The following is a 24,432-nucleotide window of genomic DNA, read 5'->3' as shown; positions in this document are numbered from 1 at the left end:
AGTGGTCGGGGCTCGCTTCAGGGGCGAGCCCTGGCTTTGATATTTAAGACGATCGCGCGGTCTGCTATGTTCGATCGCGGCGTTGGATTTGGACTATGGACGATACCATTCTCGAAATGCAGAACATCACCAAGTCGTTCCCTGGTGTGAACGCCTTGGAAAATGTCAATCTGAAGGTTCGTCAGGGCGAGATACATGCCTTGGTCGGCGAAAACGGGGCCGGCAAATCGACCCTGATGAAGGTGCTCTCAGGCGTCTATCCCGCCGGTACCTATGAAGGCGACATCCACTACGATGGCGCTGTCCGCCAATTCAAGACGATCAGGGACTCCGAAGATATCGGCATCATCATCATCCATCAGGAGCTGGCGCTCGTCCCGCTTCTGTCGATTGCCGAGAATATTTTCCTGGGCAACGAGGTCGTTGCCAATGGCATGATCAACTGGCAAGAAACCTTCACCCGCACCAAGCAGCTTCTTTCCAAGGTGGGCCTCAAGGAATCGCCGAATACGCTCGTGACCGACATCGGCGTCGGCAAACAGCAGCTTGTCGAGATTGCCAAGGCCCTGTCGAAGAGCGTCAAGCTTCTCATCCTCGACGAGCCGACGGCGTCGCTCAACGAAAGCGATTCAGACGCGCTTCTCAATCTTCTCATGGAGTTCCGCACCCAGGGCATTACGTCGATCATCATCACGCACAAGCTCAACGAAGTGCGCAAGGTGGCTGACCAGATTACGGTGTTGCGCGACGGCATGACCGTGAAGACACTGAACTGTCATGAGGAAGAGATCAGCGAAGATATCATCATTCGCAACATGGTCGGTCGCGAACTCGCCGACCGCTATCCGCCGCGCTCGGTGCCGATCGGCGAGACGATCTTCGAAGTGAGGAACTGGAATGCCTTCCACCAACAGCATCGCGATCGACAGGTGCTGCATGACATCAACGTCAATGTGCGCAAGGGCGAAGTCGTCGGTATTGCCGGCCTGATGGGGGCCGGACGCACCGAATTCGCCATGAGCGTCTTCGGCAAGTCTTACGGCCACAAGGTCTCCGGCGAAGTCTTTGTTGACGGCAAGCAGGTCGATACCAGCACGGTGCGCCGGGCAATCGACGCCGGTCTTGCCTATGTCACGGAAGATCGAAAACAGCTGGGTCTGGTTCTGTCGAACAGCATCCTGCACAACACGACGCTTGCCAACCTGCTCGGCGTTTCCAAAGCGACCGTCATCGATGATGTGCGGGAGCTGCAGGTGGCGACGAACTATCGCGCCAAGCTGCGCATCCGCTCCTCCGGTGTCTTTCAAGAGGCGGGCAACCTTTCCGGCGGCAATCAGCAAAAGGTGGTGCTGTCGAAGTGGCTGTTCTCGGATCCGGACGTTCTGATCCTCGATGAGCCGACGCGCGGCATTGATGTCGGTGCAAAATACGAAATTTATTCCATCATCAACCAGCTTGCCGCCGACGGAAAGGGCGTTCTGATGATTTCATCGGAAATGCCCGAGCTTCTCGGCACTTGTGACCGCATCTACGTCATGAACGAAGGTCGCATCGTCGCCGAACTGCCGAAGGCAGAAGCGAGCCAGGAGAGCATCATGCGCGCTATCATGCGCTCAGGGGAGAAACAACAATGAGTTCGGCCAACCCAGCCACGGAAACCAGCCACGTCGTTTCGATCGGCGACCATATCCGCAACAATATTCGCGAATACGGCATGTTGATCGCCCTGGTCGTCATCATGCTGCTGTTTCAGTATCTCACGAACGGCGTTCTGTTCAGACCGCAGAACCTGACCAACATCGTGCTGCAGAACTCGTTCATCGTCATCATGGCGCTTGGCATGCTGCTGGTCATCGTGGCGGGGCATATCGACCTTTCGGTCGGCTCCGTCGTTGGCTTCGTTGGCGCCGTTGCCGGCGTGCTGGTCGTGCAGATGCATATGAACCTGGCACTCGCCACAGTCATTTGTCTGCTGATGGGCGCTGCGGTCGGTGCCTGGCACGGATACTTCATCGCCTATCATCGCATTCCCTCGTTCATCGTCACGCTGTCGGGCATGCTGGTTTTCCGCGGTCTGACCTATACCATCATCAACACGACCGGTAACGGCAGCAGCATCGGACCGTTCCCGCCGGCGTTTCAGATCGTCGCGACCGGTTTCATTCCCGATTTCATCGACATGGGCGGTATACGTTCGACGTCTATCTTCCTGACCATCGTCATTCCGATCGTCATGTTCATCCTTGCCTGGCGTCGGCGCTCCGTAAACGAAAAGCACGGCATCGATGTCGAGCCGTTCAGCTTCTTCCTCGGCCAGAATCTGGTGGTTGCCGCCGCAACCATCTTCATCGGCTATCAGATTTCCTCGTATAGAGGCCTGCCGAACGTTCTGATCCTCATGCTGCTGCTGATCGCGCTCTATAGCTTCGCGACACAGCGCACTACGATCGGTCGCCGCATCTATGCCATGGGCGGTAATGAAAAGGCGACGAAGCTTTCAGGTATCGATACCCGCCGCCTGACCTTCTACACCTTCATCAACATGGGCATCCTTGCCAGTATCGCCGGGATCATCATCGCGACGCGCCTGAATTCGGCAACGGCCAAGGGCGGCGACGGCCTCGAGCTCGACGTCATCGCGGCCTGCTTCATCGGCGGTGCATCTGCTTCCGGCGGCGTCGGCAAGGTCACGGGTGCCGTCATCGGTGCCTTGATCATGGGCGTCCTGAACCAGGGCATGTCGATCCTCGGCTACCAGACAGACTCTCAGAAGATGATCAAGGGTGCGGTGCTGCTCGCTGCCGTGTTCATCGACGTCTACAACAAGAACAAGGGCTGATCGCCTAGGCGATCGGCCGCGATTTTAAAACCAAATCCATGACAGAGTCCGGCTCTCGCTGAGAGCCGGGACGGTAAACTGCATCCGATCTCTGTCTATTCGGAAAGGATGAAAGACATGCTCATCTCGCAGATCAAGGGTTCGAACGGCGAGATCGTCGTTGCGGTGCGCAACGGACCAGGCGAAACCGCCAAAACCGTCGTCAATGGCGGCAGCGTCTACAAGCTCGCGATGGAAGCTGCCGACAGCGGCAAGTCGCTTGCATCGGTCATTGAGGCTCATGGTCTCGGCGAGACCATCGATCTCGAAAAGGCCTATGCCGAAGGCCGTTTCCTGCCGCCGATCACGCATCCCGATGCGGCGCATTTGCACCTGACCGGCACCGGCCTTACGCATCTCGGCTCGGCTGCCACGCGCGATTCCATGCACAAGAAGACGACGGAAGCTGCCGAGGAAACGCTGACCGACTCCATGAAGATGTTCAGGATGGGTATCGAAGGCGGCAAGCCGAAGGCAGGCGAAAAGGGCGTGCAGCCTGAGTGGTTCTACAAAGGCAATGGCCATGGCGCCGCAGCTCCTGGTGCCGCGCTCGTGTCTCCGTCCTTCGCGCTCGACGGCGGTGAAGAGCCTGAAATGGCCGGTATCTACGTTATTGCCAAGGATGGCACGCCATTCCGCATCGGCTTTGCACTGTCGAACGAATTTTCCGATCACGTCACCGAGCGGATCAACTATCTCTATCTCGCCCATTCCAAGCTGCGTCCGGCAAGTTTCGGCCCGGAAATCCGTATCGGTGCGGCGCCAGAGGATATTCGCGGCACCTCCCGCATCAAGCGCGGCGACAAGGTAATCTTCGAAAAGCCTTTCCTTTCTGGGGAAGCGAACATGTCGCACACCTTCGCCAACCTTGAATATCATCACTTCAAGTACGGCCTCTTCCGCGCTCCCGGCGATGTGCATGTGCACATGTTCGGTACGGCGACGCTTTCCTTCGCCGAGGGCATCAAGCCGGAAGCCGGCGATGTCTTTGAAATCGAAGTTGCTGATTTCGGCCTGCCGCTGCGCAATCCGCTAGCGGTTGCGGCTGAAGAGAATGTGGCTGTTCGCCAGCTGTAATTCGTCGAGCCCGGCTGGTAGGCTCGGCCGGGCATCTCCAATGCGAACCAGGAAGGCATGACGCCATGACCATTCATCAGAACTTGATCGCCGGCGAGTGGACCGGAACCGCCGGTACCGAGAACATCAATCCGTCGGACACGAATGAGGTCGTCGGCCTCTATGCGAGCGCTAATGCGCAGGATGTCGCCGGTGCGATTGCTGCCGCCAAGGCTGCCTTTCCGGCCTGGTCGCGGTCCGGCATTCTGGAGCGCCACACGATCCTGAAGAAGACGGGCGAGGAGATCCTGGCACGCAAGGAAGAGCTCGGCGCGCTGCTCGCCCGCGAAGAAGGCAAGACGCTTCCGGAAGCGATCGGCGAGACGATCCGTGCTGCGCAGATTTTCGAGTTCTTTTCCGGCGAGGCGCTGCGTCTGGCAGGCGAGATATTGCCCTCCGTGCGGCCGAACATCGGTGTCGAGATTACCCGCGAGCCGCTCGGCGTCATCGGCATCATCACTCCTTGGAACTTTCCGATCGCCATTCCGGCCTGGAAGATCGCGCCGGCGCTCTGCTACGGCAACACTATCGTTTTCAAGCCGGCCGATCTCGTGCCAGGCTGCTCGTGGGCGATCGTCGATATCCTCCACCGCGCCGGTCTGCCGAAGGGGGTCATGAACCTCGTCATGGGCAAGGGCTCGGTCGTTGGTCAGGCGATGCTCGACAGCCCGGTTCTTTCCGGCATCACCTTCACCGGCTCTGTCGTCACCGGCAAGCGCGTGGCGCTTTCCTCCGTCGAGCATGGCCGCAAGTACCAGCTCGAAATGGGTGGCAAGAATCCGATGGTCGTGCTTGACGATGCCGATCTGACGGTTGCCGTCGAGGCGGCTGCCAATTCCGCCTTCTTCTCGACCGGTCAGCGCTGCACGGCCTCGTCGCGCCTGATCGTGACCGAAGGCATTCACGACAAATTCGTGGCGGCACTGACGGAGAAGCTGAAGACGCTCAACGTCGACAATGCCTTGAAGTCCGGCACGCATATCGGCCCGGTCGTCGATGCCAAGCAGCTGAAGACGGATACGGATTATATCGAGATCGGCCGGCAGGAGGGGGCCAAGCTCGCCTTCGGCGGCGAACTTGTTAGCCGCGACACCCCCGGCTTCTATCTGCAGCCGACGCTGTTCACCGAGGCGACGAACCAGATGCGCATCAGCCGCGAGGAGATCTTCGGGCCGGTGGCCTCCGTTATCCGCGTCAAGGATTACGACGAGGCGCTCGCCGTTGCCAACGACACGCCGTTCGGCCTGTCCTCCGGCATTGCCACAACCAGCCTGAAACATGCGACGCATTTCAAGCGCAATGCGGAAGCGGGCATGGTGATGGTCAACCTGCCGACGGCCGGTGTCGACTTCCACGTGCCATTCGGCGGTCGAAAGGGCTCATCCTTCGGTCCGCGCGAGCAGGGCAAATATGCCGCCGAGTTCTTCACCACGGTTAAGACCGCCTACACGCTGGCCTGACCATCGAATTCAAAGCCCGGGCGCGAACGAGGCGGCCCGGGCGACACAAAAGGTACCGAGACTATGAAAAAGAAAGCTGAATGGCCGCGCAAGCTGCGCTCTTACGACTGGTTCGGCGGCACAGGCAAGAATGCGATCATGCATCGCTCATGGATGAAGAACCAGGGCTTGCCGGCCGACACGTTCGACGGTCGTCCGATCATCGGCATCTGTAACACCTGGTCGGAGCTGACGCCTTGCAATGCGCATCTGCGTGATCTTGCGGAGCGCGTGAAGCGCGGCGTCTACGAAGCTGGCGGCTTTCCTGTAGAATTCCCAGTCTTCTCCGTTGGCGAGAGCACGCTGCGCCCGACGGCGATGATGTTCCGTAATCTAGCGGCGATGGACGTCGAAGAAGCGATCCGCGGCAATCCGGTCGATGGCGTCGTACTGCTCGGCGGCTGTGACAAGACCACGCCGAGCCTGTTGATGGGTGCTGCATCCGTCGACATTCCGGTCATCCTCGTTTCCGGCGGCCCGATGCTGAACGGCAAGTGGCGCGGAAAGGATGTCGGTTCCGGCACGGCGATCTGGCAGTTCTCGGAAATGGTGAAGTCCGGCGAGATGTCGCTGGATGAATTCATGGATGCCGAGCAGGGCATGGCACGCTCGGCCGGCAGCTGCATGACCATGGGCACGGCCTCGACCATGGCGTCGATGGCAGAAGCGCTCGGCATGACCTTGCCCGGCAACGCCGCCATCCCGGCTGTCGATGCGCGCCGCCGCGTTATCTCGCAACTGTCAGGCCGCCGCATCGTCGACATGGTCAAGGAAGACCTGAAACCATCAGACATTCTGACCAAGGAAGCCTTTGAAAACGCGATCCGCGTCAACGGCGCCGTCGGCGGCTCGACCAATGCCGTTCTGCATCTGCTGGCGCTTGCCGGCCGTGTCGGTGTTGACCTATCGCTGGACGACTGGGATCGTCTCGGCCGCGAAGTGCCGACGATCGTCAACCTGCAGCCGTCCGGCAAGCATCTGATGGAAGAGTTTTACTACGCCGGCGGTCTGCCCGTCGTCATCAAGGCAGTCGGCGAAATGGGCCTGCTCCACAAGGACGCTATCACCGTTACCGGCGATACGATCTGGGCCGGCGTCAAGGATGTGGTCAACTATAATGACGATGTCATCGTTCCGAAGGAAAAGGCTCTGACGCAGTCGGGCGGCATCGCCGTTCTGCGCGGCAACCTCGCGCCGAAGGGGGCTGTCCTGAAGCCATCGGCCGCTTCGCCGCATCTGATGCAGCACAAGGGCCGTGCTGTCGTCTTCGAAAGCATCGAGGACTATCACGCCCGCATCAACCGCGAGGATCTCGACATCGACGAGAACTGCATCATGGTGCTGAAGTACTGCGGTCCGAAGGGTTATCCGGGCATGGCCGAAGTCGGCAATATGGGCCTGCCGCCGAAGGTGCTCAAGAAGGGCATCACTGACATGATCCGCATTTCCGATGCGCGCATGTCCGGCACGGCCTACGGCACCGTCATCCTGCACACGGCTCCGGAAGCTGCCGATGGCGGACCGCTTGCGCTGGTTCAGAACGGCGACATCATCGCCGTCGACGTGCCCGCCCGTACCATCCAGCTCGAAGTTTCGGACGAGGAACTGGCAAAGCGTCGCGCTGCCTGGGTTTCCCCGGTCAAGCCGCTGACCGGCGGCTACGGCGGTCTCTATGTGAACACTGTCATGCAGGCCGATACCGGCGCCGACCTCGACTTCCTCGTCGGTCCGCGCGGCTCGGAAATCCCGAACAATCGCGACAGTCACTAAGATCGGCGCTTTGAAGCACTACTAGGGGCGGGATGAAAATCCCGCCTTTTTCTATGGCGTGCACTGGATGCAAGGTGAAGGAGGCAATCATGGCATGTGTTAAAGGCGGATGTTCTGGTCTTGCTGGTCTTCCCGGGGTATGAGGGCCGCATGAAACTTTGTCGAAGTATCACCTGCATGGTGCTCTCGCGCTAACCCCGTGGAGAGCGTGAGCGCGAGTAATGTTCAAGTTGCTCGCGGCGTTGTCGCTTGCGTTCCGCAGGCGCATTTTCTCATGCAGTGAGTACTACAATGGACAATTTTTTCGAGAGCCCTTTCAAGGGCAAGACCCTCGTTGAGCAGGTCACTCATCCCAACATCCTCGTCGGCCGCTATAGCAATTATTCGGGCTATTATCACGGCCACGGTTTTGACGACTGCGCGCGATTCCTTCCTCCGGCGAAGGGTGTCGACAGGCTGATCGTGGGCAGTTTCTGCTCGATTGGATCAGGCGCCGCCTTCATCATGTGCGGGAACCAGGGGCACCGGCACGATTGGATCAGCACCTTTCCCTTCTATTGGATGTCGGAAGTTTCCGCCTTTGCGGAGGCCGAGAACGGTTATCTGCCGGCAGGGGACACCGTGATCGGCAACGACGTCTGGATCGGTTCCGAGGCGATCGTGATGCCGGGTGTCAAAATCGGCGACGGTGCGATCATCGGCACGCGCGCTCTGGTGACACGCGATGTCGAACCCTACGCGGTCGTTGGCGGCAATCCCGCGTGCACGATCCGCAAGCGGTTTGACGACGATCGCGTGCGACTGCTTCTCGAGATGAAGTGGTGGGATTGGTCGGACGATCAGCTGAAGGCGGCCATGCCGATCCTGACCGGCGGCGATATTGAAGCTCTCCATCGTCATTGGCAGGACGCTGCGAAATCTGACGGATCCTGAAGCGGGCAGTTGATGCCCGCTTGCGGCCAGAACGATTGGCCGCAGCAACTCTCGATCCTCGAGGTGTCGCGGCCAATCCGGAGGAGCGAGAAGGTGTTCTAACGAACGCGGCAGGCCGCGCTTGCCTCCGTCAGCTCTGACTCTGGCTTTGGCTCTGCCCCTGGTTTGCTACCGAGACCTTGACGGTCAGGGTTTCGCCCGGCGTGCCGACGCGCATGCCGGAAACGGGAGCGGCGTCGCGATAGCACAGACCTGTCGCCAAGCGGACGTAGCGGGCGTCGGGACAGACGTCATTGGCTGGATCGAAGCCGACCCAGCCGAGGCCGGGAATATGTGCCTCAGCCCAGGCATGTGTGGCAGCCTGCTCGTTCTTGCCTTCCATCATCAGATAGCCCGAGACGTAACGGGCCGGAATCTGCAAGGCACGGGCGGCTGTGATGAAGATATGGGCATGATCCTGGCAGACGCCGCTCTTCCTTTCCAGCGCCTGCTCGGCGGTTGTTTCGGTATCGCTGGTACCCGGCTTGTATTCCACGGATTGATGGATGGTGCTCATCAGCGCGTGCATCCTGCCAAGCTCGTTGTCGCCGGAAACGCCGCGCAACAGCTCTCTCGTGAGCTTGCCGGCCTTGGTACGCGGTGTCTCGCGCAAATGCAGCCAAAGCGGGGCGAAGCCGAGATGCTGCCCCACGACGCCATTAAGATCCTGGGTTTCGACTTCCCCAGCAGCCACGATTCTCGTCGCCTCCTGCTGGCCGTCGAGTGAGACGAGCGTGATGCGATTGCCGAACTGGTCGTCATATTCGACTTCCGGACTGGCGCCCTCGACCGTCAGCTTCCAGTCGATGACCGTTTGGCCCGCGCCGCTCAAGGGTGTAAGGCGCAGCCGCTGTAGCGAGAATTGTGCCGGCTCGTCGTAGCGATATTCCGTAATATGGCTGATAGTCAGTTTCATAGTGTCGCCCGCCTACTCATAGAACCGATAGCCATCGGAAATCTCCGCGCCAAGCTTGTTGTTGCGAGCGACGAAATCCTCCAGGAACTCATGCAGACCTTGGTCCATAATGCGCTTGATCGTCAGTTTTTGCAGCGACTGGCGAATGGCTTCGGCGGTGTCATGCGCCTGCAACCGCTTTTCGTATTCGGCGCCCAGATAGCCCATGTTGCTGACGATCTTGTCGTAGCAATAGGCAAGGGAGCGCGGCATCTGGCCGTTCAGGATCAGGAAGTCCGCGATGTTGGCCGGCTTGTATTCGGGGTCGTAGGCCCATTTGTAAGCCCGGTGCGCCGACACCGATCGCAGGATCGACTCCCATTGTGCATTGTCGAGCGAGGAGCCGACATGCGAGACGGAAGGCAGCAGCACATAGTACTTCACGTCGAGAATGCGGGCGGTATTGTCGGCACGCTCGATGAAGGTGCCGATGCGGGCGAAATTATAGAGCTCGTTGCGCAGCATCGAGCCATGGAAGGCGCCGCGGATCAAGCCGGCGCGCTGCTTGATCACATCGATCGTCTCCGGCAGCTCGGCTGTTTTCAGCTTTTTGCCGAGGAGGGTCTTCAGTTCGATCCAGCATTCGTTGGTCGCTTCCCAGGTGTCGCGGGTCAGCGCCGTACGCACCATGCGGGCATTGTTGCGGCCATATTCGATACAGGACATGACGCTCGACGGGTTGGACCGGTCACGCATAAGGTAGTCGATGGCGTCGGCGCCGGTCATCTTGTCGTGCACCTGGCCATAGGCCTCGCGTACGCCGGCGCTCTGCAGAACGCCGTCCCAGTCGTCATCGGCGGCGTCGCTGCGCGTCAGCGACATGCGCTGACCGGCATCGACGAGGCGGGCTATGTTTTCGGCGCGCTCGATGTAACGGAACATCCAGTAGAGGCCATTCGCGGTTCTTCCCAGCATGTTCGATCAGTCCTCCAGAACCCAGGTGTCTTTGGTGCCGCCGCCCTGGCTGGAGTTGACCACCAGCGAGCCTTCCTTCAGCGCCACGCGGGTCAGCCCGCCAGGAATGATCCGCACCTTGTCGGAGACCAGGACATAGGGCCGCAAATCGACATGCCGCGGTGCAATGCCCTTATTCACCAGAATTGGCACGGTCGACAGCGAAAGGGTTGGCTGTGCGATGTAATTGTTCGGCTTGCTCTTGAGCTTGTCGGCAAAGGCCATCCGCTCCTTCTTCGAGGCCGTCGGTCCGACGAGCATGCCGTAGCCGCCCGAGCCATGGACTTCCTTGACGACGAGATCAGCAAGGTTATCGAGCACATATTGCAGGCTGTCGGGCTCCGAACAGCGCCATGTCGGCACGTTCTCGAGGATCGGTTTGCGGCCGGTATAGAATTCGACGATTTCAGGCATGTAGGAATAGATCGCCTTGTCGTCGGAAATGCCGGTGCCGGGCGCATTGGCGATGGTGATATTGCCGGCGCGATAGACATCCATAATGCCGGGAATGCCAAGCGCGGAATCCGGGCGGAAGGTTAGGGGATCGAGGAAGTCGTCGTCGACGCGACGATAGAGCACGTCGATGGCCTCATAGCCGCGCGTCGTGCGCATCTTCACCTTGCCGTCGATGACGCGCAGATCTGAACCTTCGACCAGCTCCACGCCCATCATGTCGGCGAGGAACGAATGCTCGTAATAGGCGGAGTTGTAGATGCCGGGCGTCAACACCGCGACGCGCGGTTTGCCCGTACAGCCGGGAGGCGCCAGCGACGCCAGGCTCTGGCGCAGCAGTAGCGGATAGTCCTCAACGCGCTGCACCTTGTTCTGGTGAAACAGCTCGGGGAACATCTGCATCATCGTTTCCCGGTTTTCCAGCATGTAGCTGACGCCGGAAGGCGTGCGGGCGTTATCCTCGAGCACATAGAACTGGTCTTCGCCGGTGCGGACAATATCGGTGCCGACAATGTGGGTGTAGACGCCGCCAGGTGGGCGGAAGCCGATCATCTCCGGCAGGAACGCGTCGTTCTTCTCGATCAGCTCGCGCGGAATACGGCCGGCGCGAATGATTTCCTGCTTGTGGTAGATGTCGTGGAGGAAGGCGTTGAGAGCGATGACCCGCTGTTCGATGCCCTGGGCGAGCTTGCGCCATTCGCGGCCTGAAATGATGCGGGGGATGATGTCGAAGGGGATGAGCTTTTCGGAGGAGTCTGCGTGTCCGTAGACCGCGAAGGTAATTCCCGTTTTTCGGAAGATGGTTTCCGCATCTCGGGACTTGGCAATCAGGTGGCCTCTATCCTGACCGGAGTACCACTCGAAGTATTTCTCATAAGGTGCGCGCGGATCTTCATCCGCAATCATCATTTCGTTAAATGCCAAAGGCGCGGTCCCCGTGTTTTCACCCATTTGAATACAATGGTTTTTACAATGCAAGAAGTATGCGCAGTTGCCGGTGAGAATTTAGCAATGTCGAAAAGTGCCGGATTTGCAGGCAGTTAAGAATAGATAGGTCATTGCTGACTGGATACTGCTGCATTGCTCGGATCAAAATTTAAGCATCTGCTTGTTTTGCAGCCTGTGGATCTCAGGCGCGACGATGCTTCTCCGGCTGTGAAGAAAAATTGATGGATGTTGTCAGCAGATGGATTTTGACGGCTCCTCCGCCATCGGCTATCAGCCGGTTGCCCCTCCGCGCGGCAACGGGAGCAAAATTCTGCTTCCGGTATCGACGCGCCAACATATTTCGGTTCGATTTTCATGTCCCTCGATAGACTTGCACCGGCGATCTTCGTCCTTCTCTGGTCCACCGGTTGGATCGTCGCCAAGTATGCATCGCTGCATTCGGGACCTTTCACCTTTCTGATGATCCGCTACAGCCTGTCGGCGCTAGCTTTCGTGCTCGTCTGTTCCGTCACGGGCGCACGCTGGCCGCGAAACTGGTCGAGCGTCTACCGGGCCATCTACTCGGGTATCTTCCTGCATGGTATTTATCTGGCTGGTCTCTGGTGGGCGATCGCCGAGGGCGTACCGGCCGGCATTTCCGGCATCATCGCGGCCTTGCAGCCCCTGATGACGGCCATGGCGGCGCCGTTTCTCGTCGGCGAACGCATCCAACCGATCCAGCGTCTTGGATTGCTGCTCGGTTTTCTCGGCATCGCGATTGCGATTTCGCCGAAGCTGCTGGCGTCGGGCACGGCCGATCTCTGGCAGTCAGCCGTCCCGCTCGTCGTCAATCTTCTGGCGATGGTATCAGTGACCTATGGAACGCTCTACCAGAAGCGCCACCTTCAAACCGGTGATCTCCGAACCATCGCAACCCTGCAATATGTCGGCGCACTGATCGTCACTGTACCCCTGGCCTTCATATTCGAGGGCCTGCGCTTCGACGGTACGCAGACGGCGGTCCTCTCGCTCCTCTGGTCCGTGTTCGGACTGTCGATGGGGGCGGTCGGCCTGCTGCTCTATCTGATCCGCCGCGGGCAGGTCTCGCGCGCGGCATCGCTGATCTACCTGATGCCGCCGGCCGTCGCCATCGAAGCAGCAATCGCTTTCGGCGAGCCGCTGACGCTGCCGATCATCAGCGGAACTGTCGTCGTGGTGATCGGCGTCTATCTGACCAATCGGCGCACGGTGGATGTCGTGCCGGAATAGGTTTGCAAGACGGAATAAAGAAAGGGGGCCAATCGGCCCCCTTTTATCGCGTATCAGTTTGATGACGTATCAGGCGCGTTCGCGGCGCTGGCCGCCATTGCCGGGGCCGCGGCGCTTCATGCGGCCATTGCCGCCGTTGCGCTGTTCGCCCTGGCCGTTCTGATTGCGCTCTTCATTGTGACGGCCTTGCGGGCGGCCGTGAGAATGGCGTTGTCCGCGATGACCGCCATTTTCATGTGCGGCGCCGTTGCCGTTCGAAGGATTGCCGTGATGCGGCTTGCGGGCCGGGCGGAAATCGGAGGTCGAAACGAGATCGTTATCAGGTTCCGAACGCGGTGTCGGCTCGTTGCGGCGCTGACCCCGGAAGTCGGCGTTGCGGTTGTTTTCACGCTGCGGACGATCTTCGCGGGGGCGGCGTTCCTGACGCTCGCCGGCCTGGCCGCGGCTTTCGCCGTTTTCCTTGTCGAAGAACGGACGACGGGCCGGACGCGCCGGACGGCCTTCGGCACGACCCTGGCCTGCGCCACGGTTCTGACCTTGACCCTGGCCACCGCGACCCTTGCCGCGAACAGGACGGCCGCGATCGGCCGGAGCCTCGCCGCTGGCAACGGCGATCTCGATGCCCATCAGGCGTTCGATATCACGCAGCAGGCGGATTTCATCCGGAGCGCAGAAAGCGATGGCGATACCATCGCGGCCGGCGCGAGCGGTACGGCCGATGCGGTGGACATAGGCGTCCGGCACTTCTGGCAGGTCGAAGTTGTAGACATGCGAAACGCCGGGAATGTCGATGCCGCGTGCAGCAACGTCGGTGGCGACCAGAACGCGGACTTCACCATCGCGGAAGCCTTTGAGTGCGCGTTCGCGCTGGCCCTGGCTCTTGTTGCCGTGGATAGAGGCAGCGGCAAAGCCGACATGGTCGAGGTGCTTCATCAGCTTCTCGGCGCCATGCTTGGTGCGCAGGAAGACGATGGCGCGGCCATCCGGGTTGGCGGAGATCGTTTCCTTGAGGATTTCGGTCTTGTGGTTCTGGCCGGCGACGAAGTGGACATATTGCTCCACCTTGTCGGCTGCCTTGCCCGGAGGCGATACTTCCACCTTGACCGGGTCGGTCAGGTAATCGGAGGCGAGATCGGCAATCGCCTTCGGCATGGTAGCCGAGAACAGCAGGGTCTGGCGCTTGGCCGGGACGAGCTTGGCGATCTTGCGCAGGTCGTGGATGAAGCCGAGGTCAAGCATCTGGTCGGCTTCGTCGAGGACGAGATGGGTGACGTGGCCGAGCGACAGAGCGCGGCGGCTGATGAGGTCGAGGAGGCGGCCTGGGGTCGCGACGAGAATATCGGTGCCGCGCTCAAGCTGAAGCTGCTGCTTGTTGATCGATGCGCCACCGACGACGAGGTTGATCCGCAGGTGCGTCTTGCGCACGAAGAGCTTCAGATTGTCGGCGATCTGGTTCACCAGTTCGCGGGTCGGTGCGAGGATCAGCGTGCGGACCGTGCGGTTGTCCGGGCGCTTGGGATCCTTCAGCAGCATTTCGATGATCGGCAGGCCGAAGGCGGCCGTTTTGCCGGTGCCGGTCTGGGCGAGGCCGACGAGATCGCGGCCCTGCAGAACAAGCGGGATCGCCTGTGCCTGGATGGGCGTCGGGGTGGCGAAGTTGTTCTGCGACAGCGTATCGACGATCTGCTTGGAGAGACCAAGCGAGTGAAATTCGGTCAATTCAATACCTTTCGGGGGCGCCAAAGCAAAAAGGCCGGGTCGCACCATGCGGTCCGGTCTGTCTCTGGCGTCAAGAACCCCGCGTGAAGTGGGAACTTGTAAGTTGGAAATAGCTTTCCAGCGCATCTGACCGTCTTGGGTACGGTCTCATTTTCTAAGGCGCTTTTGTCCTTCTCTTGCGTACGTCTAGTCCCGCAGGGCACGCTCACGCGGCGGCCGGAAGGTGAAAGCTGAGGCGCATTTGGTCTTTTTCGCGGCTAAAGTCAAGAGGGCGGGCAAAAGCTCTTTAACAGGCAAGCGAAAATGCCGCCGAGCTCCGGCGGCATTCCTGGGCGTCGACGCCGGGCAAATGCAAGGTCGTGTCATGCCTTAGCGGCAGACTTCGACACGATATGGGCGGCCCCAGCCATCATGGCGCCATGCCCAGTAGCAGCTCGGAATTGGGCGTACATAGACGCGTTCATAGACTGGGCCGTCATAGTAAGCAGGGTAGGAGCGGTAAGCCGGATAATAAGCGGGGTAGGCGGGCCTTACCGCTTCGGCAGCCAGAGCTCCGCCGACAACGCCGGCGGCAAGACCGCCGAAGAAGGCGCCGCGCTCGGACGCGCCGGCATTGGTGGTGGTTATGGCGCCGGCGCTGCCGAGCGTGAGCGCAATCAAGCCGGTTGTCGTTAAGGTGCGAAGCACAGACATCGAAATCCCTTTCCCAAAAAAGGCCTCCCAGCCGAAAGCCGAGCCTGAAGGTGCGTGGCAAACGGGGCGAAGTCGCGGCTGAAAAATGGACTATGGCATTAAACTTTGTTCATGATGAAATAGGCAAAGCTTTTGATTTTGCTGTGAAAACCCCTGGAAGTTGTATCGCTATCCCGGTGCCTGCCGGAGGGAGGGTAACGATAAGCCCCATTCCTCACTTGATGCTTGGACCATCCCCTGGCCTCCGAGTTGGGCGAACATGGTTAACATCTTTTTAAAGCGACCTATGATAGAGCGTCGTTTGATGAACCATCATGCGCGGTGAGAAGAGAGACTCTGTTTGACCCTGGACGGTGAACTGCTTGACATAGCATGCCGCCGGATAGCCAATCTGGACAGGCCTGCCTACATCAAGAACAGCGAGTTACGGTACGTCGCCGTTAATGAAGCCTATGCGCGTTTTTTTGGGCACGACATCTCCGATTTCATCGGCAACCGCAGCCACGATCTCCTCGATGAAGGCGAGAGCGCCGAGAGGGAAGACAAGGAGCGTCGTGCGCTTGTCTTCGCTTCCGAAGAGATGGCGCTTTGCTTCGACCCCGCGGGGCGGCAGAGGTCGCGCATCCAGATCGAGAGCTTTTCCCCTACGGAAGATCGCATGTACATCTTCGGCGTGTTTCTGGACGTGCCGGCGATCCACAGCGCGGTTCCTGCCTCTGAGGGTTCTCATGAGAAGATCGACCGCGCGGACTTTTTCCGCACCGTTCTCGAAGATTTGCCGGTCGCGACCTTCGTGCGCGATGCGAATCATCGGCTCGTCTACTCCAACGGTGCACACGCCGACATCACAGGGCTTGATCGCGAGGAGATGCTTGGCAAGACCGAACATGAGATGTTCGACATCGGAGCCGACGATTTCTATGCCGCGAATGAGGCCGCTCTGAGGGAAGGGCGCGGACGCGAATTCGAGAGCGAAATCGTCGACCGGCAGCAGGTACGGCGACCGGTAAAAATCCGCCTCAATCGAGCGACAACGGCCGATGGCAGTCATTACACCATCGGTTCCGTAACTGATATTTCGGCGCTGAAACAACGCGAGATGCAGATTATCGAGGCGCAGGCCCGTGCCGAGGCATTGCACCACGATCTCGACAATATCCTTCGCTCGATGCCGATCGGCGTGCTGATCCATGACAGCAACTACATTGTCGAATATGTCAACGATGCCTGGTATGAGATCTGGGATTTCTCCAAGGACGAGCGTTTCGAAGGCCGGCCCTATCGCGATCTGATCGCGAGACACTTCGCGCTGGAGCGCTTCGGTCCGGAAAACAGCCGGAGCGTCGAGGATATCTATCAGGCGCGTCTGGCTGCGTTGCGCAAGGCAGGATCGCATCTGCAGACAGAAGTGAATTTTGCCGACGGCAAATCCGTCATCATCGATGCGCGCCGAATATCCAATGGCCGGACATTGATGTCCTACACGGATATTTCCTCCACAAAGCAGCAGTCGCAGGAGATTACCGAGACACGGCTCGCGCTCGAGCGCCTCGGCGAACTGATGGCGGATGCGATGCAGGCGATGTCGCAAGGTCTGTTGATCGTGCAGGACGGCACGATCATGCTGGCAAATGACACGCTGAGGCACATGCTGAAGCTGCCGGCAGAGCTTCTGGAGGTCGGCAAGAAGTGGTCGGCGGCGTTTAACCACTGCGCGGCACGCGGCGATTTCGGAGACGAGGCGGAAACGGTGCGGCAGTCCTGGGGAGATAGTATCGCTGCCGGTGAGCCGATCTATCATGTCTTCCAGGTTATGGGCGACCGCTGGATCCAGCTCGACGCAGCGATCGGCGGGCACCGCCGCTGGACCATCGTTCTGACCGACGTCACGGAAATGAAGGAGCGAGAAGCCGATCTGCAGCTTCTGCTCGCCCGTAGCAATGCAGCCGATCGCGCGAAATCCGAATTCCTGACCCATATGAGCCACGAGATCCGCACACCGATGAACGGCGTTCTCGGCATGGCGGAACTGCTTGGAAAGACCGGTCTCGACCCGCGGCAGAAGACCTTTGTGGACATCATCGTCAAATCCGCCAATGCGCTTTTGACCATCATCAACGACATTCTCGATTTCTCGCGGATCGACACCGGCGAAATGCATCTGCGTAAGATGGCATTCGATCCCGTTGAGGCGGTTGAAGATATTGCGGCGCTGCTGGCGGCTGCCGCGTCGGAAAAGAATATCGAGCTGATCGTGCGCGCCGCTCCCGGCGTGCCGGCGGCCATACTCGGCGATGCCGGGCGCTTCCGTCAGATCGTGACCAATCTAGTCGGCAACGCGATCAAGTTCACCGAGCGCGGCCACGTGCTGGTGGAGCTCGATAGCCAGGCCGATATCGGCGACGATGTCTTGTTGATGCTGTGTGTCGAGGATACGGGCATCGGTATCCCGGAAGAAAAACTCGACAGCATCTTCGACAAATTCTCGCTGGCGGATTCGTCTTTTGCGCGGCGTCTGGACGGTTCAGGCCTGGGACTCGCGATTACGGCCGGTCTGGTCGATCTTTTTGGCGGCTCGCTCTCCGTGGAAAGCGATTGGGGCAAAGGATCAGCCTTCACGGTTCACCTGCCGATGCCGCTTGTTGCAGCGCGCGGCAGGGCGCCGGAATTGCCAGCCGATCTCAAGGGCGCGCGTATTCTGATCGTCGAGGACAATGAAATCCACGGGCGCATATCGCGCGAGCAATTGGCGTTGTGGGGTTTTGACGGTCATGTCGCCGAGGATGGTGTGACGGCGCTTGCCGTTCTGAACGCCGCCTTCGACATGGGCGTTCCGGTCGACGCCATGGTCATCGACTACAACATGCCGGACCAGAACGGTTATCAGGTGGCCCGTGCCGTCCGTGCCGATCCCCGTTTCGATGCGCTGCCGTTGATGTTTCTAACATCGATGGGGACGATGGGGTCCGACAAGGAGTTCTCCGCCGTCAAAGGCCAGGCGCATCTGATGAAGCCGGTGCGCGCCAACGTGCTGCGGAACACGATCATCGACGTGGTGCGGACCTCGCGGCGGCGAAGAGCGAGCAGCCAGCAGAATGCCGATGTCCGGCATATGCCGATAAAGGTCGAAGCAGCGGCCGCCATACAGGCCGCCGAAGCCATATCCTCGACACGTCCCGCCAACGCCATCGACGTTCTCGTCGCCGAAGACAATGAGGTGAACCAGATCGTCTTCACGCAGATCCTGCAGGCCACGAATCTGCGCTTTCTTGTCGTGGAGAATGGCCAGGAAGCTGTCGATGCGTGGCGTCAGCTACGACCGTCGTTGATCCTGATGGATGTTTCTATGCCGGTCATGAATGGTCATCAGGCAACGCGGATGATCCGCCAATTCGAGGCGCAGATGGGGCAGGGCTGGCATGTGCCCATCATCGGCGTGACGGCGCAGGCGCTTGAGGTGGATCGGGTCATGTGCATGGAGGCGGGCATGGATGACTGCCTGTCAAAGCCCATCAGCCCCGAGCTTCTCGAAGGGAAGATCCAGCGCTGGCTCGAAGATGCGGCAGTGCAGACGGATCGTTCCACTAGCTAGGCCGGTTTGACCCCGCAGAGCATTTCCCGCTTGCCGGCAAAGCCTTGCCGTCGCTCGACGGTGAACCCTGAGGCCTGCAGATTGCGGCGCACAAAACCGGCGGCGGCATAGGTGGCGAAGGTGCCGTTCGCGACCGTCTTGTCGCAGAGTGCCTGCATCAGCTCCAGCGACCACATGTCTGCATTGCGCGAGGGTGCGAAGCCATCGAGATACCAGGCGTCGAAGCCTGGCCGTGCGTTGGTTACGCCTTCCAGCGCGGGGCCGCAGACGACGGTCAGGCGCGTGTGGGCGTCGAGCGTCAAAGATACAACGCCTTGTGGATCGGTGGGCCAGGCGGTGACCAGGGCCTGACGCTGGCTGTCGATTTCGGGCCAGTGCGAGAGGGCGCGATCGATCTCTTCAGCGCGCATAGGGTAAAGCTCGAAGGACATGAAGTGCAGTTCCGAGCCTGGGGTTGGCTGCTGCTGCCACTGGCGCCATGTCTCGCAGAAATTCAGGCCGGTGCCGAAGCCAAGCTCACCGATGAGGAAACGGCGCTGCTCTTCCCAACGTGCGGGCAGTCCATTGCCGGCGAGGAAGACATGGCCGCATTCCAGCCTTCCATCGGTCTGGCAATAAAAATGGTCGCCAAAGGCCGGCGAATAGGGCATATCGCCGTCGCGCCATTCGAGCTCCGGGCTTGCCGCATTGGTTTCGGACACGTCCGTCCGATCTGAAACTGGATCTGTCATGGAAATAGCCGATAATCCTCCGAGACCTGCCGGTCAATCGTCCGTCGATCTGCTGATCGTCGGCGGCGGTATCATGGGCTTGTGGGCGGCGGTTCATGCCGAACGTCTCGGTGTTCAAGCGCTGCTGGCCGACTCCGGCGCGTTCGGGCAGGGTTCCAGTGGCGGGCTGCTCGGGGCGCTGATGCCGCATATGCCGGACAGGTGGTCGGAGAAGAAGCAGTTTCAGTTCGATGCACTGGTGTCCCTGGAGGAAGAGATTGCGGCGCTAGAAGCGGCGACGGGTCTTTCCGCAGCCTACAGGCGCGCAGGCCGTTTGATCCCGCTGCCGAAGCCGCATCTGCGACAGATTGCGCTCGGTCATCAGCGGGATGCCGCAACCCACTGGCATCAGGGAGGTCACGAGTTTCACTGGCAAGTGCTTGATGCCGCGCCAGCTTCAGACTGGATCGATCCCGCTGCTGGCGAGAGCGGCTTCGTTCTCGATACGCTGGCGGCGCGCGTCGCCCCGCGCGCGTTGCTGGCCGTGCTGCAGAGGTTTCTTGCCTCAGCCAAGCATGTGCGACTTGTCGAAGGCCTGAATATCGATCGTATAGATCCTGACAGGGGTATCGCGACTGCAAGTGGCGGCGATATCCGTTTCGGGCGCTGCATTCTGTCCGCCGGATACAGATCCTTTCCGATGCTGGACGAGCTGACGCGCGATCGTAAATCGGCCCTGGGGCAGCCGGTCAAAGGGCAGGCCGCGCTGCTGAAGGCGAATGTCGACGATACGCTTCCGGTCATCTTTCGCGACGGTCTCTACATCGTACCGCATGAGGGTGGCTTTGTTGCGGTCGGCAGCACCAGCGAGAACCGCTTCGAGGATCCGCTGTCCACCGACAGTCAGCTCGACGATCTGCTGGTCGCAGCCCGTGCGATGGCGCCGGTTTTGGCTGGAGCGGAGGTGATCGAGCGCTGGGCCGGCCTACGGCCAAAGGCCATAGACCGGGATCCGATGGTGGGCGCGCACCCCTATCATCCGTCGCTGATCGCCCTGACGGGCGGTTTCAAGGTGAGCTTCGGATTGGCGCATCGGCTGGCCGAAATAGCCGTCTGCGAGGCCGCGGGTGTGGTCTGTCGCTTCAACTTGCCACAGAGTTTCACCCTCGCAAGTCATATTGCAGTCGTATCACATAAAACGTGAATATACGCCCCTTCGGGTCGTCAATCTGTCACGCAAATCACCTATCTCCTTGGCCGTCGGGACCCGGCTTAGTCAGCCGGTCGACTGTGATCTGGAGGAGATCTTATGCGCTATGCCATTTGCTTCACGCCGTCTGCGAGCGATCCGCTGACGCTCGTGGCCGCAAATTGGTTGGGTCGCAACGTCTATTCCGGCGAAATGGTCGATCCGCCTGCTATCCGCGGGCTCGGGATCCACGAAATAGCCTTTTATACCGCCGTCCCCCGTCGCTACGGTTTCATGGGCCTGCTGAAGGCACCCTTCAGATTGGCCGAGGAGATGTCCGAAGCGGCTTTGCTGCGTGATCTCATGCGTTTTTCCGGCTCGGCGGCACCGTTCGAGATTCCGCGGCTGGAAGTTGCGAGGCTTGGCGGCGCGCTTGGTCTCGTCCCGTCTGCGCCCAGCCAGCAGATGCACTTTCTTGCGGCGTCTCTGGTGCAGGCTTTCGATCTCTATCGCGCGCCGCTCACGGAGGCGGAAATCGAACGCATCGATCCCGATGGTCTGTCTGCCACGCAGTTCGCAAATCTCCATCGCTGGGGCCACCCGCATGTGATGGACGAGTTCCGCTTCCAGATGATGCTGACCGGTACCGTCAGCCCCGGCGACATACCGCGGATGGAACAGGCGCTGCGCGATTTCTTCGAGCCTTCGCTTGCGGCACCTATTCCGATCTCCAATATTGCGCTGATGGTGGAAGAAGGGTCCGGCGGGCCTTTCCGGGTCCATTCTCTCCATCCGATGGGCAAGGTGAGCGCGCGCAAGATTGCTTAGGCAGGCGGCAACCTTATCCTACAGCATCGGCCTGAAAATCGGAATCGATTTTCGGAAAGCCTGACGTGTAGGTTCAAGGCGCTCTAGTGGCTTGCCATTGAAGAGAAAGTGATTTTCCCACATTCCATCTCGACTTTCGTGGGATGGGTGCTACCGTTCCCTCACTAGAAAAGGTGGCTCAATGTCGGAAAATTACGCGCGCAATCTCATCGGCTACGGCCGCAACACACCCGATCCGAAATGGCCGGGCGACGCCCGCGTCGCGGTGCAGTTCGTGATCAACTATGAAGAGGGCGGCGAAAGCTGCATTCTTGACGGCGATGCGGGCTCGGAGAACCTTCTGTCCGAGATCGTTGGCGCCGCATCCTGGCCGAACCAGCGTAACCTCAACATGGAATCCATCTACGAATACGGTTCGCGCGCCGGCTTCTGGCGCTTGTGGCGCTTGTTCACCGAACTCAAGGTTCAGGCGACGGTCTATGGCGTGACGCTTGCCATGGCGCGTAACCCTGAAGCGGTTGCCGCGATGAAGGAAGCCGGATGGGAAATCGCCAGCCACGGCTATCGCTGGCTGGAATACAAGGATTTCTCCGAGGATCTGGAGCGCAAGCACATCCAGGAAGCGGTGCGTCTGCACACCGAACTGACCGGCGAGCGGCCCTACGGCATGTATCAGGGCAAGCCGTCCGATAACACGCTGCGGCTGGTCATGGAGGAGGGCGGCTTCCTGTATTCCTCCGATTCCTATGCGGACGATCTGCCCTTCTGGGTCGATAGTCTGAGCGGCAAGCCGTTCTTGATCATCCCCTATACGCTCGAAACCAACGACATGCGCTTTGCGACGCCGCAGGGGTTCAATTCCGGCGACCAGTTCTTCACCTATCTCAAGGACGCCTTTGACACGCTTTACGAGGAAGGCAAGGAAGGCAGCCCGAAGATGATGTCGATCGGCCTGCATTGCCGCCTCGTTGGCCGTCCTGGTCGCGCTGCAGCCCTGCGGCGCTTCATGGAATATGTGCTGAAGCATGACAAGGTCTGGATTCCCCAGCGTGTCGAGATTGCCAAGCATTGGCACCAGCATCATCTTCCGACGGGCGAGCGCTAAGATGGTATCGCGCGATGAATTCGTGAGCCGCTTCGGCGGCGTCTTCGAACATTCTCCCTTCATCGCTGAGCGCGCTTTTGACAAAGGCGCCGTTATCGAGCCGCTGACCTCCGGTGGCGTGCATGGCGCTCTGGTCGAAGTTTTTCGCGCGGCGAGCGCTGATGAGCGGCTCGGTGTCCTGCGGGCGCACCCGGATCTGGCCGGTCGCCTCGCCATCGCCGGTGAGCTTACCGAAGACAGCCGCAAGGAACAGGCGGGGGCTGGGCTCGACCGGCTGAGCCCGGCGGAGCACGCCCGCTTCAACGAGCTCAACGACGCCTATGTGACGAAGTTCAGCTTTCCTTTCATCATTGCGGTGAAAGGTCTCGGCAAGGACGATATTCTCGCCGCCTTCGAGACGCGCATCGGCAATGATCGCGCTGCCGAGTTTGCGACGGCAACCGCGCAGGTGGAGAAGATCGCGCTGCTGCGCTTGCAATCCATGCTTCCGGAGAGCTGATTTGCGGCCGACGCTTGGTCTTATCGTTCAGGCTTACGGCTGCCATTTGACAATTGGCCCGGGAGGCGCCGCGTGACATGAGCCTGAACCGGCTGATTGCCCATCTCGACCACATTCAGCAGGCCGGATCCGAAATCCGTCAGTTTCTGCAAGGAGCTGACAAGGCTGCCTTTTCCAATTCGGTTGAAAAACAGCGGGCCGTCGGCATGAATCTTACGCTGATTGGCGAAGCAGCGGCCCGCATTGAGCAAGAATATCCGGAGTTTGTCGTTGACCATCCCGACTTGCCTTGGCATGTGATGCGCGACTTCAGGAATCGGATTGCGCAAGGGTATTTCGACATCGAGTCGACCGCCCTTTGGGATCTGGCCCACACATCTCTTCCTGGGTTGCTCCTGCAACTGGACTCCATTCGCCATTGGCGAGCGGAAGGCGAATAATCATTCAATGACACAGCATCTAGACATCAAACCTTTGACAAAGGCCGCATTCGCACCATTCGGTGATGTGATCGAGGCCGATCCGGCAACGATGCGCTTCATCAATGGCGGGACGACCGAACGCTTCCATGCGCTCTCCAGCGCCGAAGCCATTGGCGAGGGCGCTCGGGTTATCCTGAACATCTTCCGCGGCCAGCCGCGGGCCTTTCCTTTTGCGATCGAGATGATGGAACGCCATCCCTTCGGCAGCCAGTGTTTCATCCCACTGCAGGGCAGGCCGTTTCTCGTCGTCGTCTCGCAGGATGATGACGGCAAGCCCGGCAAGCCGCAGGTTTTCCTGGCGCGCGGCGATCAGGGCGTCAACTACCGCATCAATGCCTGGCACTATCCGCTGATGGCACTTGGCGAGCAGAGCGATTTCCTCGTCGTCGATCGCGACGGGCCGGGAAACAATCTCGAGGAATATTTTTTCGATATTCCCTTCACCATCGGAGCGCCAGCGCTATGACTGGACTGACCACCCATGTGCTCGACACCGCTCTCGGCAAGCCGGCCGAAGGCCTCACTATCGATCTTTTCAGGATCGACGGTGAAACCCGCACCCATCTGAAGACGGTCGTCACCAATTCCGACGGGCGCGTGGGTGGCGGTCCCATCCTCATCGGCGACAGCTTTGTCGCCGGTACCTATGAGCTACTGTTCCGCGCGGGCGACTATCTGCGTGCGAGCGGTGTCAAGCTGGCCGAACCCGCTTTTCTCGACCTCGTGCCGATCCGTTTTGGCATTGCCGATACGACGGCGCATTATCATGTGCCGCTTCTGATTTCGCCCTACAGCTACTCCACCTATCGCGGGAGCTGAGAC

Annotated in this window: 21 protein-coding genes; 15 read left to right on the top strand and 6 right to left on the bottom strand. The window is 59.9% G+C overall.

Translation table 11 applies throughout. From position 1 onward, the window contains the following. The first annotated feature begins 95 nt into the window (after positions 1–95). The 6 genes from mmsA (at position 96) to catB (ending at position 8,196) form a co-directional block, all read left to right on the top strand. Entirely contained in the window at positions 96–1,634 is a 1,539-nt protein-coding gene (gene mmsA, locus QD461_RS00595) for a multiple monosaccharide ABC transporter ATP-binding protein (RefSeq protein WP_414086014.1), read from the top strand. Further along, positions 1,631–2,839, top strand: coding sequence for a multiple monosaccharide ABC transporter permease (gene mmsB, locus QD461_RS00590; protein ID WP_414086013.1), 1,209 nt, complete (start codon positions 1,631–1,633; stop codon positions 2,837–2,839). Before mmsA ends, mmsB begins: the two co-directional genes overlap by 4 nt. Before the next feature lie 117 nt (positions 2,840–2,956). After that, positions 2,957–3,955, top strand: coding sequence for an AraD1 family protein (gene araD1 / locus QD461_RS00585; protein ID WP_414086012.1), 999 nt, complete (start codon positions 2,957–2,959; stop codon positions 3,953–3,955). A gap of 65 nt (positions 3,956–4,020) precedes the next feature. Next, a complete protein-coding gene (locus QD461_RS00580) occupies positions 4,021–5,454 on the top strand; it encodes an aldehyde dehydrogenase family protein (RefSeq protein ID WP_414086011.1) in 1,434 nt (477 codons plus the stop codon). Between the two features lie 63 nt (positions 5,455–5,517). Continuing rightward, complete coding sequence (gene araD, locus QD461_RS00575) at positions 5,518–7,263, top strand: L-arabinonate dehydratase (RefSeq protein ID WP_414086010.1); 1,746 nt, start codon at positions 5,518–5,520, stop codon at positions 7,261–7,263. A 291-nt stretch (positions 7,264–7,554) separates the two neighbouring features. Next, positions 7,555–8,196, top strand: a complete 642-nt coding sequence (gene catB, locus QD461_RS00570) for a type B chloramphenicol O-acetyltransferase (RefSeq protein ID WP_414086009.1) — start codon at positions 7,555–7,557, stop codon at positions 8,194–8,196. A 130-nt stretch (positions 8,197–8,326) separates the two neighbouring features. Here catB and QD461_RS00565 read toward each other — a convergent pair whose 3' ends face one another. The 3 genes from QD461_RS00565 to QD461_RS00555 are packed head-to-tail and all read right to left on the bottom strand — an operon-like array spanning position 8,327 to position 11,521. Then, a complete protein-coding gene (locus QD461_RS00565; RefSeq protein ID WP_414086008.1) occupies positions 8,327–9,151 on the bottom strand; it encodes a transglutaminase family protein in 825 nt (274 codons plus the stop codon). Positions 9,152–9,163: 12 nt separating this feature from the next. Next, positions 9,164–10,105 (bottom strand): alpha-E domain-containing protein, encoded by a 942-nt coding sequence (locus QD461_RS00560; protein ID WP_184703028.1) that lies wholly within the window; start codon positions 10,103–10,105, stop codon positions 9,164–9,166. A gap of 6 nt (positions 10,106–10,111) precedes the next feature. Then, positions 10,112–11,521, bottom strand: coding sequence for a circularly permuted type 2 ATP-grasp protein (locus tag QD461_RS00555; RefSeq protein ID WP_414086007.1), 1,410 nt, complete (start codon positions 11,519–11,521; stop codon positions 10,112–10,114). 378 nt (positions 11,522–11,899) lie between these two features. Between QD461_RS00555 and QD461_RS00550 the strand changes: the two genes are divergently transcribed. After that, a complete protein-coding gene (locus QD461_RS00550) occupies positions 11,900–12,793 on the top strand; it encodes a DMT family transporter (protein ID WP_414086006.1) in 894 nt (297 codons plus the stop codon). A 69-nt stretch (positions 12,794–12,862) separates the two neighbouring features. On the opposite strand, the gene QD461_RS00545 is transcribed toward QD461_RS00550, so the two are convergent. After that, positions 12,863–14,560, bottom strand: a complete 1,698-nt coding sequence (locus tag QD461_RS00545; RefSeq protein WP_414086005.1) for a DEAD/DEAH box helicase — start codon at positions 14,558–14,560, stop codon at positions 12,863–12,865. A 321-nt stretch (positions 14,561–14,881) separates the two neighbouring features. Next, positions 14,882–15,205: a hypothetical protein gene (locus tag QD461_RS00540; RefSeq protein WP_414086004.1), complete on the bottom strand. Its 324-nt coding sequence runs from the start codon at positions 15,203–15,205 to the stop codon at positions 14,882–14,884. Between the two features lie 340 nt (positions 15,206–15,545). Here QD461_RS00540 and QD461_RS00535 point away from each other — a divergent pair, with 340 nt between their 5' ends. Continuing rightward, positions 15,546–18,797 carry a response regulator gene (locus tag QD461_RS00535; RefSeq protein WP_414086003.1) on the top strand — a complete coding sequence of 1,084 codons (3,252 nt, stop codon included), beginning with the start codon at positions 15,546–15,548 and terminating at the stop codon, positions 18,795–18,797. On the opposite strand, the gene mnmD is transcribed toward QD461_RS00535, so the two are convergent. Then, complete coding sequence (gene mnmD, locus QD461_RS00530; RefSeq protein ID WP_414086002.1) at positions 18,794–19,528, bottom strand: tRNA (5-methylaminomethyl-2-thiouridine)(34)-methyltransferase MnmD; 735 nt, start codon at positions 19,526–19,528, stop codon at positions 18,794–18,796. The genes QD461_RS00535 and mnmD overlap by 4 nt on opposite strands. Between mnmD and QD461_RS00525 the strand changes: the two genes are divergently transcribed. The 7 genes from QD461_RS00525 (at position 19,527) to uraH (ending at position 24,429) form a co-directional block, all read left to right on the top strand. Continuing rightward, positions 19,527–20,711 (top strand): NAD(P)/FAD-dependent oxidoreductase, encoded by a 1,185-nt coding sequence (locus QD461_RS00525; protein ID WP_414086001.1) that lies wholly within the window; start codon positions 19,527–19,529, stop codon positions 20,709–20,711. The two genes, mnmD and QD461_RS00525, sit on opposite strands and share 2 nt — an antisense overlap. Positions 20,712–20,816: 105 nt before the next feature. Beyond that, positions 20,817–21,524 carry a DUF1045 domain-containing protein gene (locus QD461_RS00520; protein WP_414086000.1) on the top strand — a complete coding sequence of 236 codons (708 nt, stop codon included), beginning with the start codon at positions 20,817–20,819 and terminating at the stop codon, positions 21,522–21,524. Positions 21,525–21,705: 181 nt separating this feature from the next. Next, positions 21,706–22,629 (top strand): allantoinase PuuE, encoded by a 924-nt coding sequence (puuE, locus tag QD461_RS00515; protein ID WP_414085999.1) that lies wholly within the window; start codon positions 21,706–21,708, stop codon positions 22,627–22,629. Between the two features lies 1 nt (position 22,630). Then, a complete protein-coding gene (uraD, locus tag QD461_RS00510) occupies positions 22,631–23,128 on the top strand; it encodes a 2-oxo-4-hydroxy-4-carboxy-5-ureidoimidazoline decarboxylase (RefSeq protein WP_414085998.1) in 498 nt (165 codons plus the stop codon). Positions 23,129–23,205: 77 nt separating this feature from the next. Beyond that, a complete protein-coding gene (locus QD461_RS00505) occupies positions 23,206–23,568 on the top strand; it encodes a DUF86 domain-containing protein (RefSeq protein WP_414085997.1) in 363 nt (120 codons plus the stop codon). 7 nt (positions 23,569–23,575) lie between these two features. Next, on the top strand, positions 23,576–24,076 hold the full coding sequence (locus QD461_RS00500) for an ureidoglycolate lyase (protein WP_414085996.1): 501 nt from the start codon (positions 23,576–23,578) through the stop codon (positions 24,074–24,076). Continuing rightward, positions 24,073–24,429 carry a hydroxyisourate hydrolase gene (uraH, locus tag QD461_RS00495; RefSeq protein WP_414085995.1) on the top strand — a complete coding sequence of 119 codons (357 nt, stop codon included), beginning with the start codon at positions 24,073–24,075 and terminating at the stop codon, positions 24,427–24,429. The genes QD461_RS00500 and uraH overlap by 4 nt, the downstream gene beginning before the upstream one ends. Positions 24,430–24,432: the final 3 nt, after the last annotated feature.

This window comes from Rhizobium sp. BR 314 (assembly GCF_047445805.1).
GTDB classification, from domain to species: domain Bacteria; phylum Pseudomonadota; class Alphaproteobacteria; order Rhizobiales; family Rhizobiaceae; genus Rhizobium; species Rhizobium lusitanum_B.
This window is presented reverse-complemented; position numbering and strand designations above follow the sequence as displayed.

What these genes read in the sequence shown, in the direction of transcription:
- mmsA (WP_414086014.1), top strand. Translation starts at nt 96, where the DNA reads ATGGACGATACCATTCTCGAAATGCAGAACATCACCAAGTCGTTCCCT.
- mmsB (WP_414086013.1), top strand. Translation starts at nt 1,631, where the DNA reads ATGAGTTCGGCCAACCCAGCCACGGAAACCAGCCACGTCGTTTCGATC.
- araD1 (WP_414086012.1), top strand. Translation starts at nt 2,957, where the DNA reads ATGCTCATCTCGCAGATCAAGGGTTCGAACGGCGAGATCGTCGTTGCG.
- QD461_RS00580 (WP_414086011.1), top strand. Translation starts at nt 4,021, where the DNA reads ATGACCATTCATCAGAACTTGATCGCCGGCGAGTGGACCGGAACCGCC.
- araD (WP_414086010.1), top strand. Translation starts at nt 5,518, where the DNA reads ATGAAAAAGAAAGCTGAATGGCCGCGCAAGCTGCGCTCTTACGACTGG.
- catB (WP_414086009.1), top strand. Translation starts at nt 7,555, where the DNA reads ATGGACAATTTTTTCGAGAGCCCTTTCAAGGGCAAGACCCTCGTTGAG.
- QD461_RS00565 (WP_414086008.1), bottom strand. Translation starts at nt 9,151, where the DNA reads ATGAAACTGACTATCAGCCATATTACGGAATATCGCTACGACGAGCCG.
- QD461_RS00560 (WP_184703028.1), bottom strand. Translation starts at nt 10,105, where the DNA reads ATGCTGGGAAGAACCGCGAATGGCCTCTACTGGATGTTCCGTTACATC.
- QD461_RS00550 (WP_414086006.1), top strand. Translation starts at nt 11,900, where the DNA reads ATGTCCCTCGATAGACTTGCACCGGCGATCTTCGTCCTTCTCTGGTCC.
- QD461_RS00545 (WP_414086005.1), bottom strand. Translation starts at nt 14,560, where the DNA reads ATGGTGCGACCCGGCCTTTTTGCTTTGGCGCCCCCGAAAGGTATTGAA.
- QD461_RS00540 (WP_414086004.1), bottom strand. Translation starts at nt 15,205, where the DNA reads ATGTCTGTGCTTCGCACCTTAACGACAACCGGCTTGATTGCGCTCACG.
- QD461_RS00525 (WP_414086001.1), top strand. Translation starts at nt 19,527, where the DNA reads ATGGAAATAGCCGATAATCCTCCGAGACCTGCCGGTCAATCGTCCGTC.
- mnmD (WP_414086002.1), bottom strand. Translation starts at nt 19,528, where the DNA reads ATGACAGATCCAGTTTCAGATCGGACGGACGTGTCCGAAACCAATGCG.
- QD461_RS00520 (WP_414086000.1), top strand. Translation starts at nt 20,817, where the DNA reads ATGCGCTATGCCATTTGCTTCACGCCGTCTGCGAGCGATCCGCTGACG.
- puuE (WP_414085999.1), top strand. Translation starts at nt 21,706, where the DNA reads ATGTCGGAAAATTACGCGCGCAATCTCATCGGCTACGGCCGCAACACA.
- uraD (WP_414085998.1), top strand. Translation starts at nt 22,631, where the DNA reads ATGGTATCGCGCGATGAATTCGTGAGCCGCTTCGGCGGCGTCTTCGAA.
- QD461_RS00505 (WP_414085997.1), top strand. Translation starts at nt 23,206, where the DNA reads ATGAGCCTGAACCGGCTGATTGCCCATCTCGACCACATTCAGCAGGCC.
- QD461_RS00500 (WP_414085996.1), top strand. Translation starts at nt 23,576, where the DNA reads ATGACACAGCATCTAGACATCAAACCTTTGACAAAGGCCGCATTCGCA.
- uraH (WP_414085995.1), top strand. Translation starts at nt 24,073, where the DNA reads ATGACTGGACTGACCACCCATGTGCTCGACACCGCTCTCGGCAAGCCG.